Annotated in this window: 13 protein-coding genes; 7 read left to right on the top strand and 6 right to left on the bottom strand. The window is 50.8% G+C overall.

Annotated elements, in window-relative coordinates:
- Positions 1 to 14 precede the first annotated feature (14 nt).
- Positions 15 to 947: an alpha/beta hydrolase gene (locus tag FC99_RS07400; protein ID WP_048734248.1), complete on the bottom strand. Its 933-nt coding sequence runs from the start codon at positions 945 to 947 to the stop codon at positions 15 to 17.
- A 69-nt stretch (positions 948 to 1016) separates the two neighbouring features.
- Positions 1017 to 1811 carry a tyrosine-protein phosphatase gene (locus FC99_RS07395; protein ID WP_048734251.1) on the bottom strand — a complete coding sequence of 265 codons (795 nt, stop codon included), beginning with the start codon at positions 1809 to 1811 and terminating at the stop codon, positions 1017 to 1019.
- 206 nt (positions 1812 to 2017) lie between these two features.
- Between FC99_RS07395 and FC99_RS07390 the strand changes: the two genes are divergently transcribed.
- The 3 genes from FC99_RS07390 to FC99_RS07380 all read left to right on the top strand — a co-directional run bounded on the left by FC99_RS07390 (position 2018) and on the right by FC99_RS07380 (position 6814).
- Entirely contained in the window at positions 2018 to 2905 is an 888-nt protein-coding gene (locus FC99_RS07390) for an alpha/beta hydrolase (protein ID WP_048734253.1), read from the top strand.
- A gap of 244 nt (positions 2906 to 3149) precedes the next feature.
- The gene (locus FC99_RS07385; RefSeq protein WP_048734254.1) at positions 3150 to 4826 is read left to right on the top strand and encodes an alpha-glucosidase; all 1677 of its coding nucleotides are present in this window, start codon (positions 3150 to 3152) and stop codon (positions 4824 to 4826) included.
- Positions 4827 to 4975: 149 nt separating this feature from the next.
- Positions 4976 to 6814, top strand: a complete 1839-nt coding sequence (locus FC99_RS07380) for a S53 family peptidase (protein ID WP_048734256.1) — start codon at positions 4976 to 4978, stop codon at positions 6812 to 6814.
- Positions 6815 to 6886: 72 nt separating this feature from the next.
- On the opposite strand, the gene FC99_RS07375 is transcribed toward FC99_RS07380, so the two are convergent.
- Both FC99_RS07375 and FC99_RS07370 read right to left on the bottom strand, forming a co-directional pair.
- A complete protein-coding gene (locus tag FC99_RS07375) occupies positions 6887 to 7543 on the bottom strand; it encodes a DUF6198 family protein (RefSeq protein ID WP_048734258.1) in 657 nt (218 codons plus the stop codon).
- A gap of 271 nt (positions 7544 to 7814) precedes the next feature.
- Positions 7815 to 8549: a gamma-glutamyl-gamma-aminobutyrate hydrolase family protein gene (locus FC99_RS07370; RefSeq protein WP_048734260.1), complete on the bottom strand. Its 735-nt coding sequence runs from the start codon at positions 8547 to 8549 to the stop codon at positions 7815 to 7817.
- A gap of 176 nt (positions 8550 to 8725) precedes the next feature.
- Between FC99_RS07370 and FC99_RS07365 the strand changes: the two genes are divergently transcribed.
- The 4 genes from FC99_RS07365 to FC99_RS07350 all read left to right on the top strand — a co-directional run bounded on the left by FC99_RS07365 (position 8726) and on the right by FC99_RS07350 (position 12256).
- The gene (locus FC99_RS07365) at positions 8726 to 8986 is read left to right on the top strand and encodes a hypothetical protein (protein WP_048734262.1); all 261 of its coding nucleotides are present in this window, start codon (positions 8726 to 8728) and stop codon (positions 8984 to 8986) included.
- Between the two features lie 90 nt (positions 8987 to 9076).
- Positions 9077 to 9724 carry an endonuclease III domain-containing protein gene (locus tag FC99_RS07360; RefSeq protein ID WP_235805885.1) on the top strand — a complete coding sequence of 216 codons (648 nt, stop codon included), beginning with the start codon at positions 9077 to 9079 and terminating at the stop codon, positions 9722 to 9724.
- 134 nt (positions 9725 to 9858) lie between these two features.
- A complete protein-coding gene (gene glpK, locus FC99_RS07355; protein ID WP_048734265.1) occupies positions 9859 to 11370 on the top strand; it encodes a glycerol kinase GlpK in 1512 nt (503 codons plus the stop codon).
- Positions 11371 to 11656: 286 nt separating this feature from the next.
- Positions 11657 to 12256: a hypothetical protein gene (locus tag FC99_RS07350; protein WP_156166926.1), complete on the top strand. Its 600-nt coding sequence runs from the start codon at positions 11657 to 11659 to the stop codon at positions 12254 to 12256.
- A gap of 66 nt (positions 12257 to 12322) precedes the next feature.
- On the opposite strand, the gene FC99_RS07345 is transcribed toward FC99_RS07350, so the two are convergent.
- Both FC99_RS07345 and FC99_RS07340 read right to left on the bottom strand, forming a co-directional pair.
- Positions 12323 to 12601, bottom strand: coding sequence for a helix-turn-helix domain-containing protein (locus tag FC99_RS07345; RefSeq protein WP_048734270.1), 279 nt, complete (start codon positions 12599 to 12601; stop codon positions 12323 to 12325).
- Positions 12591 to 12941 (bottom strand): type II toxin-antitoxin system RelE/ParE family toxin, encoded by a 351-nt coding sequence (locus tag FC99_RS07340; RefSeq protein WP_048734273.1) that lies wholly within the window; start codon positions 12939 to 12941, stop codon positions 12591 to 12593. Before FC99_RS07340 ends, FC99_RS07345 begins: the two co-directional genes overlap by 11 nt.
- Positions 12942 to 12959: the final 18 nt, after the last annotated feature.

Below are 12959 nucleotides of genomic sequence, written 5' to 3'. Positions count from 1 at the left end.
CCTTCATTCTGTGCTTAATTAAAATAAGTCTGCAAAAACTCTATCACATGGGCCTGATACCGTGCTGGATTCGTCCAAAAACTCTCGGCATGGGAGGCGTTCTTCACAATCCACAACTGTTTAGGCGCATGGGTCGCCGCGTAGTTTTCGTAGGCCATGCCAACTGGGACGTACACGTCCTTTTCCCCATGAATGAAGAGAATTGGCCGTTTGTTTTTCTTGAGTTGGTCCGTGGCAGTCACATCGCCGAGGTAGTAGCCAAGTCGCCGCTTGGAAATGGTGCTGACCAGCGGTTCAATCGGGTATTTTGGCAGGTGAAATTGACGCTTCAGCAGGTAGGTCAGTTCGGCCTCAATGCTGGAGTAGCCGCAGTCGGCAATGATTGCCTTGACCTGAGACGGCAGGTCTTCGCCGGAGAGCATCTCCATCGTGGCCCCACCCATGCTGACACCAAACATCAGAATTTTAACGTCGTCACCAGTGCGGTCGATGACCTGCTGAATCCACTGGAGGTAGTCTAAGCGGTCGAGCCAGCCGAAGCTGATGTACTTGCCGGCGCTTTCGCCGTGACCACGGTCGTCGGGCAACAGCACGTTGAACCCTAAGCGGTGATACATCTGGGCAAAGTTTGCCATCGTCTCGCCGTTACCCTTGTAACCGTGGGAAATGATGACGGTCTGCTTGCTCGGCATTTCGGCGGGAATGTACTCCGCGACCATCCGATTCTGGGGGTCGTGTTCGTGTAGATACCATTTTTCCTTATCGATCTTTTGATACCAATCGACGTAGGCGTAGTAAGCGTCGGCGTATTTTTGTTTATCCGCGGAAGTTTCCGGGACGTAGTTGACCCGTTTAAAGGCAAAGTTGAACAGGTGCTCGCTGGCAATTAGCGACGTTGCGGCGATTCCTAGTAGCGGCAGCGTCCAAGTCAGAGCTTTCTTTTTCATCTCATCAGGTCCTTTCGTGGGTTAGAAAAACCAGGCTACCCGCTAAAACGGTTAGTCTGGCAATGGGTGTTAGTCTAAATAGAGTTGTTTAAAGTTGTTTAAGTCACTATGAGATAAGCCCAAGACATCGTGTAGGTAATCCTGCGCGCCGCCAAACTGGGTGTTGATCAATTTGGTAGCGGCGTTAAAGTAGTCATCGCTGACAGAGTATAAGGCCCGTAAATTAGTGACGAAGGCTTCGCCGTGACCTTGTTGTCGAGCGGTTTCGCTGATCTGGTTGACATGATCAGCCGTCGTTTCGTTGGTCAATAAGTAGTCTTTGCGAATGACTTGGGGGTCAACGCCCAGCGCACTCAGCGCAAAGAAGGCGCCCATCCCGGTCCGGTCCTTACCAGCCGTACAATGGAACAATACCGTTTGGTCGGGCTGGTCGGCCGCCAACATCGTGGCAAAGAAGTCATGGTAGGCACTTTGCGCGGATGGCAACGTCACCATCTGTTGGTAAACCTCTACCATGTGGTCGTGGCCGGCTTGGTCGTTGACCGAGAAGCGTTTTTCCAATTCATCTTCAGACGCCGAAGCATCCGTCTGGTCATCGGCGGGAAAGACCGGTAGAAAGTGGTACGTGGCCCCGGCTGGTACGCGGTCCGGTGCCTGTTTCTGTTCATCTTTGGAACGGAAATCCACGTCGGCCACCACGCCATAATCGCTCAGTTTTTGTTGATCAGTGGGGGTGAGGTCCGCGAGTCCCGCGGTCCGCAGTAACTTGTGCCACTTAACCGTGTGGCCGTCGACTGTTGGGTACCCACCGAGCTCACGGAAGTTCCGGCCGCCAGTCACGTTTAAAATTCGGTTATTTGTCATCAGTTCATCCACCTTTCAATATCAGCTGTCACGTACTCTATTCTAACGGTTTTCGCAGAAATTACCTAGTAATTGATTCTGAGGGAGGTGTTTTGCCGCCAAACGCTGTATACTATCTTTATACGTTTCGACTTTTGAAACAGGTAGTTCGAGCGGCATGAGAGAGTACAGGGATTTGACGAAGGCAAAAAGATAGGGTGATAGTCGTGAGTTTGCGTGGGAAATGGTTACTTTTCAAGACCCAACACAGTCAGCTCAAACAACAGATCCAGCAAGCATTTTTACAGCCTAGTCGGCAGAACCGTGCCGTCGTGCCCGAAAAGTTTGCGGCGAACATTGTGACTGAGGAGCGGCGGGTTTTCGGTGGTCGGTTATTGACGGCCGCTTCCGGCGCACCGTTGCCGCAACACGTGTTGTTATTTCATGGCGGCGCTTATACCATGCAGGGTATCGATAGTCACCGGCAACTGATGGAAACGTTGATCAACGAGGCTAATCTGCGCGTGACTTACGTGGATTACCCGCTGGTGCCCGAGGCGACCGTGGACGAAACGGTGGTCTTTGCGATGCGTGCCTATAGCTATTTACGCGCGCAATATCCGGATGACCAATTCTTCTTGATGGGCGATTCGGCCGGTGGGGGGCTAGCCCTGACCTTGCTCCAACAACTAAAATTGCATCAAGAACCGCTACCAGCCGGGACTATTTTGGTATCCCCGTGGACGGATCTCAGTATGATGAATCCGGATCTCCAGACGGCGGCGAAGCATGACCCGTACCTGACGTTGGCAACGTTGAAGAAGATTGGGTTTGAGTACGCGGGCGAACATCCGGTGACCGATCCCGTGGTGAGCCCAATTTACGGGACATTCGACGACCTGGGGCCAGTTCAATTGTATTATGGGACCAATGAATTATTGGCCGCCGATGATGAGCGGCTGCTGCAAAAATTCCAGATGGCAAATGGGACGCCGTTTCGGGTCCACCAGATGAAGTCGATGTTGCATGACTACATTCTGTGGTCCAAGCTACCGGAATCTAAGCGGACGTTAAAGGAAATTAAACAGTTTATTTTGACTGGTGAACTTGAATAGAAATTGTGGGGCCTTGGGGTGACTGGAGGCTCTTTTGTTTTGGAAAAAATTTTGTCATTAACTGGTTGAAAATTGGACGAAAATTGGATCAAAATGAGCGTTGACAAATAAAATGAAAGGGATTACATTAAGGGTGCACAAACGTTTGTGCAAACGATATGTTTACTGATGAAGTGGAATTCAACTGGCTGGTAGTCGCGACTAACGACCGCCAGTCGACTAGACGTGAAGGAGTGAATTCATCTTGGAAAAATGGTGGCAAAATGCGGTTGTTTATCAAGTGTATCCGCGGAGTTATCAGGATAGTAACGGCGACGGAATTGGCGATCTGCCAGGGATTACGCAACGCCTAGACTACATTAAGAAGCTCGGTGCCGATATTATTTGGCTGAGTCCAATCTATCAGTCGCCCCAGGTCGATAACGGGTATGATATTTCCGATTATCGCGCCATCAATCCAGAATTTGGCAATATGGCCGATTTCGATGCTCTGCTGAGTAAGGCTCACAGTCTAGGATTGAAGATCATGATGGATCTGGTTGTTAACCACACGTCTGACGAGCACAAATGGTTCAAGCAGTCGCGGCAGGGAAAGGACAACCCGTACCGAGACTATTACATTTGGCGCGATGGTCAGGATGGCCATGAACCGAACAACTGGGGAGCTTCCTTTACGGGTTCCGCGTGGAAGCTAGACGAGCAGACGGGTCAGTACTATCTCCACTTATTTGCGCCACAACAACCCGATTTGAATTGGGAAAATCCTAACGTCCGCCACTCGGTCTATGACATGATGAATTGGTGGGCGGCTAAGGGTGTCGATGGTTTTCGGATGGATGTCATCAACTATATTTCCAAGCCCAAGGGACTCCCAGATGCAAAGAAGGCAGCGGGACAAGTCTACGGGGACGCCGGTTCGGTCGTTGCTAATGGGCCACGAATCCATGAATTCTTACAAGAAATGAACCAAAATGTGATGAGCCAGCACAAGATGGTGACGGTCGGTGAAGCTCCTGGTGTCAACATCGAAGAGGCTAAACAATATGCTAATCTCAATGGCGACGAGCTCAACATGGTCTTTCAATTTGAACACATGGGACTCGATGAAAGTGACAATCCCGTGCTTGGTCGCTGGACCGACCGCAAAGCATCCTTGAAGGACTTGCGGGCCAATCTGACCAAATGGCAAACTGGCTTGGCCGGCACGGCGTGGAACTCGTTGTATTGGAACAATCATGATCAGCCGCGGGTGGTTTCTCGGTTCGGCAATGATTCCACTGAGGACTACCGTGTGTTGAGTGCTAAGATGTTGGCGACAATGCTACACCTGCAACAGGGGACGCCTTACATTTATGAAGGCGAAGAAATCGGCATGACCAACGCCCATTTCGCAAGCCTAGATGACTATCGCGACCTAGATGCCATTAACGCCTACCATGTTTTGGTGGATGATCAACATGTATTGACTGGTCAGCAGATGCTGAAGTATTTAGGCATGCGTAGCCGAGATAATGCGCGGACACCAATGCAGTGGGATGCGAGCGCCAATGCCGGGTTCTCCACACACACGCCATGGATAAAGGCCAACGCCAGTTATCCGGCCATCAATGTCGAACAGGCACTGGCTGACCCGAACTCCATTTTCTACTACTATCAAAAGTTGATTCAGTTACGGCATACGCTGCCCGTCATTACAGACGGAACCTATGCGCTGGTCGCTGGCAATGAGGATGACGAACAGGTCTACGCTTACACGCGGAAAAACGCGACAACGACGTTATTAGTTATTCTCAATTACACTCAAGAAACACTGAACCGGCATTACGACGTGCCTGCTGATGCTCAAGTCTTGATCGGCAATTATGCGGATGATCAAGGCGACACGCTGCGGCCGTATGAAGCAAAAGTTTATCAGTTCTAATGAGTCTTAAATAAACCTTTTAAGGGACCAATCCGTTACTGGAGAGGTCCCTTTTGTTAACTTGAGTAACGATACTATGTAGAAACGGCGAGCGGGACGTTACTTTTTGGGGGACGCGTCTATAATGATGCTGATGGAGGGGATGCGGCATGAAAATTCGTGTGTTGATGGCGAGCCTGTTGATGGGACTAGGAAGCTTTGGCGTAGTCGCTGATGCCGCCAAGACAACGCCACTGGCGACGCCTTATCGGGCAAGTCAGTTGACTAGCTTAAAGAAAATCAAAAAATTAGCCGGGGGTAAGACGGTCACCTTAGACTTGGTTCTGAAGCCGCGTCATTCGTCACAGTTGACGCAAACGGCCTTGGCCGTGAATACGCCGGGTAGTTCGTCGTTTAAAGATTTTCTGACACCGCAGCAGTTTCGACAACGGTTCGGACAATCGACGAGCACCACACAACGATTGACTAAATACTTTAAAAAGCGAGATTTGACTGTTACGACGTTTAATGATGGCTTATTTATGGAATTAAAGGGGTCCGCGTCTGCCGTAGACAAGACCTTTGCGACCAATCTCGAAACGGCACGCTATCACGGTACGCGCCTGCAGTATTCGGCCAAACAGCCACGGTTGCCGAAGACCGTGGCGCAGCCGATCGAGGCGGTCGTGGGGATGACCAATCTGGTGAGGATGACTAGTCTAGCAGCCAACGGGACGTCGACGGATGGACCGACTAAGACTGGGGCACCCCAGAACTTTTTGACTCAGTACCACGCAACCGCGGTGGCTGATCAGAATCAGGGGAAGGGGCAAACCATTGGTATCATTAGTTTTAGTAAGGTTGACACTCGCGACATCACTCATTTCTGGTCGGCTGAAGGGATTCCGGCCAGTGCTAATCGGCTGAGCGTTGCTACGACCGGTGGTGCCAATATCTGGGGCAACGTCGATCCGGGCAACACCGAAACGTCATTGGACGTGGAACAGGCTGGTGCGTTGGCTCCACAAGCTAAGATTCGCGTTTACACCGCGGCTTTGAGCGACGTTGGCTGGATCAATGCGTTTGCCAGTGCCTTCGGGGAGAACCGAGCCAGTTCGTTGTCGTTGAGCTGGGGCATTTCGGAAGGCATCTTACAAGAGATGAACAGCTCCCACCTGTTGACGCCGCTTTATGGAAATATTATGAATGTGCTGCTGGCTCAGGGGGCGACGCAGGGGATTTCTACGTTTGCGGCGACTGGTGATTCTGGCGCGTACAGTGAAGACTTAACGCGTGATGGGTCTGTGGGCTACGGCATTTACACTAACTTTCCAGCGGATAACCCGTGGGTCACAGCGACCGGTGGGACGACATTGCCAATTTCCGGTCGGTTGCCAAATGGCGCGAGGGTCGATGTTACTCAGGAACGGACTTGGGGCGGGGATGTCCTGTTCGCCGCTTATCGTCAGGACCGGTCCTTCTTTACGCAGAGCTCGGACCTGTTGTCGATGTTACAAAGTGGTAGTGGCGGTGGCATTTCCGCTCTGTATGCGACACCTAAGTACCAGCAAGGCGTTTCCGGGGTAAATACGTATGCCGCCCGGCAATACTTGACCGGGAATGGTCTACCGCGGTTGCACCCGGGGCTGATTCAGGGAACGGCAAACGGCCGCAACTATCCAGATGTCGTGGCTGATGCCGATCCACTGACGGGGTACGATGTTTATACCGGTACTGATGGTTGGGAGACCATGGGCGGGACGAGCTTTGTGGCGCCACAGTTTGCGGCATTGGCGGCGGATATCAACAGCGACCGCAGTCAACGCGTCGGTCTGTGGAATCCACAACTTTACAGTCTGGCACAATCAGCAGATTCACCCTTTACGCGGTTAGATTCCTCGACGGCCAACAGCAATCTCTACTATGTTGGTCAACCTGGGAAAACGTACAATCAGGCGGCCGGTTTAGGAACCGTCGATTTTGACAAGCTAGCACAGGAGTTCAAGTAAAAATGGGTAAAAATACCGGCATCCTAATCGCTTAAGCTATAAGTGGTCGGGGTGCCGGTTTTAAATTGTAAGTTAAACGTCAACGTGGTGTTTGAGCTGGGGGAAGACGTGCGTGTCCGCCCACGCCATCACGATACCTTGGGTGACCAAGGCCCAGACCGTCCCAAAACCGATTGCGTGAAGCTGACCGGTAAATAGGTACGATAGAATGATGATGATCAATGGCGGCGTGTAGCTGGCCCATTGAGCAATGACGGCGGATCCCCGTAGGTATTTGAACCTTAGGATATAGGCCAAATCGTCGTTAGGATGCATGATAATATTACAACGATTATAAATGGAGACGGCAAACGCCACCCCGAAGAGGCCAATGATATCGACGACCACGCGCCAAGGCAGAGCAAGTTGGCCCACGCCAATCCAGTTCCAGAAGTAACCGATCCATTCGACCAGATAACTAAATGGAATGATGTACAATAGGTTCGAGATGAACCGACGGCGGTCGAACTGTCCCAGCAGCACTTGATTCAGCAGGGTGATCACGATACCGTACATGAATAAAGTGGAGCCAAGCGGGACGTGAATCCAGTTGGCCAGGTTCACGGATGATCCGGTCCAAACGGCACTCCCTAAATTAGTTGAGATGGTTAACGCGTTAGCGGCGGAATTAAGGACGATAGAAAACCCTAAAAAACGCATCCGTTGTCCAAAGTCCTGCATTTTCGCCACTACCGCTCATCCCTCTCTGTTCAGTCTATTTCTTAGTTTAGTCGAAGACGAGGTGGATTAAAAGGTCTTTTACAACAAATTTACATGGGATTCGTCATGATAACGTCAGTTGTTTAACGACTGAATGGCTTATCCGATGGGGATGATGAGCACGAAATCAGACAACTTGGTGCTATTTTCGTCTTACCGGTCGTCAGGGCTGTCGTGGACGCAGCTTAGAGCCCCATTCGACGAGAAAATAAGCGGACAACTCAGCCTGCAACCAGCACCATTAATCCCTGTCGATTCGCTTAGCCGCGCGGTCGATAAAGTTTTTGAAGAGCTGCCGCGACTCGTCATGATGCTTGTACATGTTTTCCGGGTGCCACTGGACCGCGAGAATCTGGTCACTGTCCTTGGATTCGAGGGCTTCAACGACCTGATCGTCGGCGCGGGCCGTTACAGTCAGCGTTGGGGCAACGACATGGACCGTCTGGTGGTGGCGTGAGTTGACGTAGGGCCGCTCACCTGTCAGGGTGGCTAGGGTACTCCCAGAGACGACGGTCACGTGATGGCTGGGCTGGTTGCCCATTGCCTCCTGACTGTGCTTAAGCGTCGCGTTGGGGTCCTCACTGAGGTCTTGGTACAGGGTACCGCCCAAGCCAACGTTGATCAATTGGAGTCCGCGGCAGATGCCCATGATGGCTTTGTTCGCGGCGACAGCCTGTTTCAAGAGTTCAATTTCAAATAAGTCGCGTTTCCGGTAGGTCTTTCCCAACCGCATGTGGGGTTCCTCACCGAAAAAGGTGGGGTCAACATCGGCGCCGCCTAGGAAGATGACCCCGTCAAATAGGGGCAGGTAGTCGGCAACATCGGCCGGGTCGACGCTGGGTAAGATGATGGGGAGACCGCCGGCTTTAACGATGGCTTCAACGGCGGGCCGGGGCGCAAAGGCCGCATTTCGTTCGTTGATGATGTTGGTGGCCTCGTCGAGGGTGTCGGCGGGCAAGGCAATTCGTGGGCGCATAGCGTCGCTTCCTTTCAAATTTTCGGTTAATGTTCAGTATACGCGCTTGCTACGAAGCTTGTCGAGAAGGGCTGTTTGGCTCGGTCATTGAAAAAAACTTGATGAAATAATTAACAATTTTCGCGAATAACTCTATAGTAAGGTAGTAGACTAAAAATTTAAGCGAGGTAAACGTGATGACAGAACGGCAGTTGATTCAAGAAATTTTGAATTCCGAAGCGATTGAATACAAGTTCGAGAATGTCGATGAGGATTCCAAGGAATACACGCTTTTATTAAAACGGCAGGACCAGGATGTTCGTGCCGTAGAGACGTTGAACGACGAAATCAAGAAGTATTTTGAAAGCGCCAACTTTGACTACCAAGAGGAGCTAAATCCCGAAGGTGTCGATGACGATATTCGCTTGGTCATCAAGCGTAACGACGACGCTGAATAAAGCAACAGAGTTGGCTAAACGGCCAGTCACGGCAAACGCGGCTGGCTTTTGTCTTGTATCGGAACGAAAAATAGAGAGGAGCCGTGCTGCGTGACCATTGGAGAGTTGTATCACCTCATGGCGCAGGAGATGGGCCCGCAACCTTGGCTGCGACCCGGGACGCCTTGGGCCGAAACACCCGTGGAGATTATGTTGGGTGCTATCTTAGTCCAGAACACCAATTGGCGTAACGTGGAGCCGTCCCTGATCAATTTGAAACGGGAAACGGGATTTGACCCGGCACGCCTGCGGCAATTGTCCTTGGATGATTTGTTGCCATTGATTCAGACCAGCGGCTTCTATCACCGCAAGGGAGCGGCTATCTTAGCTTTGGCCGAATTCTTGGGAACGGTCGATGATGACCTGGACGTGTTGAAGCATCAAGATGGGGTCAGCCTACGCCGGGACTTGCTGAGCATCACGGGCATTGGCAACGAGACGGCCGACTACATTTTGATGTATACGCTCGACCACGGCACGTTCATGGTCGATACCTACGCGCGCCGGCTATTTACGTGGTTGGGGGCGACCATGCCGAAGACCTATCCGGCGTTTCAGAAAAAAGTTTTACCGCAGTTTCCCTTAGGCCTCAGCGATTGCCAAGAGTTTCACGCGTTGATCGATGAATTTGGCAAACAAGTGAAATCAGCTGCGGACTTTGATCGGTCCTTTCTGGCAGGGCGAAAGTTAACGGTGTAAAGGTTAAGAAACTTTCAAGGCGGAAGTGGTCTGGGTCAAATTTTAGCGTTTTTCACAAGGGACGTGCTATGATTAGCGCAGTGAATTTGAAACCGTTTTCGTAAACAGAGACATTTTGGAGGGAGTTTTTACATATGGCACTAAAAAAACCGGAAGATTATATCTTAGCGATTGACCAAGGGACCAGTAGCACGCGGGCGCTGATCTTTGATCACTCCGGTCGTAAGGTGATCGAAGGCTATAAGGAAGTTCCGCAATACTATCCACATAAGGGCTGGGTCGAATCGGATGCCAATGAGATCTGGAACAGCGTGCTGTCGGTGATTGCGAGCGCGCTGATCGATGCGTCGATTCATCCGGAAAATATTCAGGCCATTGGGATCAGCAGCCAACGGGAAACCACGATCGTTTGGGACAAGGTCACTGGCGAACCCATCTATCACGCCATTGGCTGGCAAAGTCAACAGACGGCTAGTCTCGCTAAGGAACTGGTTGCGGCGGGGCGTGCGGAGACGATCAAGGAGAAGACCGGGCTAGTCGTCGACGCTTACTTTAGTGCCACCAAGGTACGCTGGATCTTGGATCACGTGCCGGGGGCCCAAGAACGCGCTGAAAATGGTGAGTTGCTGTTTGGGACCGTTGACAGTTGGCTGGCTTGGAAGCTGTCTGGTGGTAAGATTCACGTCACCGACTACAGTAACGCCAGCCGGACCATGATGTTTAATATCCACACTTTGAAATGGGATACGGACATTTTAAGCTGGTTGAACATTCCAGTCAGCATGCTACCAGAGGTCAAATCCAGTTCGGAAGTCTATGGCGTTACGCAAAACTTCCAGTTCTACGGGGTGGAAGTGCCAATTGCCGGCATCATCGGTGACCAATCTGCCGCACTGCTCGGGCAACTGGCCTTGGAACCCGGGACGGTGAAAAACACGTACGGGGATGGGGCCTTCGTCATGATGAATACGGGGAACGAGCCACAGCTTTCCAAGCATAACCTGTTGACCACGATTGCGTACCAACTCAACGGTGAGGTGACTTACGCGTTGGAAGGGTCAATCTTGGTTGCCGGGACCGCGTTGGCTTGGCTGCACGAAAGCATGCAGATCATTAGTAGCGTGCCGGAATCGCGCCAAGCGGCGATGGCGTCGACCGATGAGGATGAAGTGTACGTCGTGCCGGCCTTTAACGGGTTGGGTGCGCCGTACTGGGATCCGGATGCCAAAGGGGCTGTGTTCGGCTTGACGCGGGGAACCAACCGCAACGATTTCGTCAAAGCAACCTTACAGTCGATCGCCTACCAGACGCGGGATGTCTTGCGAACCATGAAGCAGGATACCGGGATCGACATCTCTGAGCTGATGGCCGACGGTGGGGCTTCGCGGAATCGCTATTTGATGCAGTTCCAGGCCGATATTTTAAGTACACCGGTTCAACGTGCGGCTGATGAGGAAACGACGGCTATGGGCGCTGCGATTACGGCGGGACTTGCTGTTGGTTACTGGAAGAATCTGGATGAGGTCAAGGAGATTCGAACGGCCGGCCGTCTGTTCACGCCGAACATGGATGAAGACCGCCGCAATCACCTGTACGCCGGTTGGCAACAGGCCGTGGCGGCGACTAGGGCGTTTAAGCCAGAATAAAGAGTGCGACTGGAGCCAACTGCCCTTGGTCATACGTTTCAACAATCTAAAATTAGAGGGAGACTGCGATGAAAAATTTTCGCAGTCTTTTTTGTCGATAAAGTTTGGTATAAAAAGGGTCATCTGTCCATGCCAGCCGGTCGAAACGCTTGATATGCCAACATTTATGGAACCCTTCTCATAACCATTCTTTTGCTGCTTTAGATTGACATGGACGCATCGGTAAGTGATACTTTAGTCAGCAATCAGATTGGGCGATGACCGGAACAGGCGACGGGAGGCAGATATGATGACGAGCAACTGGCAAAAAATGATGATGGGATTGTTGGCAATTTTCTCACTGGCAGCAGTTTTTTTAATGGTGCCCACGACCCACGCACAGGCGGCACAGAAGCAATTGTCGGCAATTCCTAAACAGCTACAGGGATATTGGTATACCTATGGGATCAAGACGAGGAACCGGCATGCGAGTGACCTCGTTTACCTCCATATCACGGCTCATGAGATCGATGGTAGCGTCATTTCCCGAAAGACGATGAAATTGGGGCTACAGACGTTTAGTGAGATTAATCTTAATCCAGGGGCGCCGATTACTAAAAAATTAAAGGCTAACCGGACGAATACGTTTTATCAAGTCGGCCACAATCGTTGGAATTTACACGCATTATTTGTGGCGGAGAATGGCGATAAGAATTATATTACAGGACGTTATGCCTTGAAAGCTGCGAAGGGGAAAACTAACTTGTTTTTTCAGGGGTCGAGCAATACTAAGGGGTTTAGCGCGAAACCACTAGCGGCACACGAACGGTTACATGCGAAGCGGCCAACGATTAAATATACGAAAGTCAGTCAGAGGTATCTGCATTCGATTGGTATTTTTAACTGAAAATAGTGACAGTGATGGTAGCCATTCAAAAACCAGTCAGCCCAAGGGCTAACTGGTTTTAAATGGCTAGGTGAACTGGATAGATAATTGTTTCCCGACAGCTACGGCAATTTCGCTGAGCACCTTAACGGAAACGTTCAGTTGTCCGGTTTCAATGCGGGCAATAGTGGATTGCGGTTTGCCTACCAGTTTCGCAAAGTCTCGTTGTGAGAGGTGCTTGGTGTCTCGTAACTGACGAACAGCAACTGCGGCTTCAAGATTGAAACCTTCCTGTTGGGCCAAACGCGCAAATTGTGGATCGTTGGCACTGCGGTGATTGAGGTATTTTTCGGTTTTACTTGTCATTGAAGTTGTCCTTTCGTTGAGAAAATTTGAGTTGTCTAAGATGGGCCTTGTTAATTTCACTACGTGGCGTTTTCGGTGACTTCTTAGTGAACCCATGAGTGATTAGGTAATTTTCATCATTAACATGAAAATAAATGACTCTTTGAATATCATTACCCTGCTGTGAACGAATTTCGTAAAGTTCTTTGTTTATCTTCCGAACCCATCGTTGGCGTTCAGCAATCAAGAGGCCATACTTTTCGGTACGAAAAATAGTTTCCATCAATCTTGCGACATCCTTCGGAGGTAAACTCTCTAAAAACGTAGAAAACTCTTGCCAATCGTAGTAATCAAATTTCAAAGATAATTCTCCTAATGA

Source organism: Levilactobacillus koreensis JCM 16448, assembly GCF_001435525.1.
GTDB lineage: Bacteria > Bacillota > Bacilli > Lactobacillales > Lactobacillaceae > Levilactobacillus > Levilactobacillus koreensis.
This window is presented reverse-complemented; position numbering and strand designations above follow the sequence as displayed.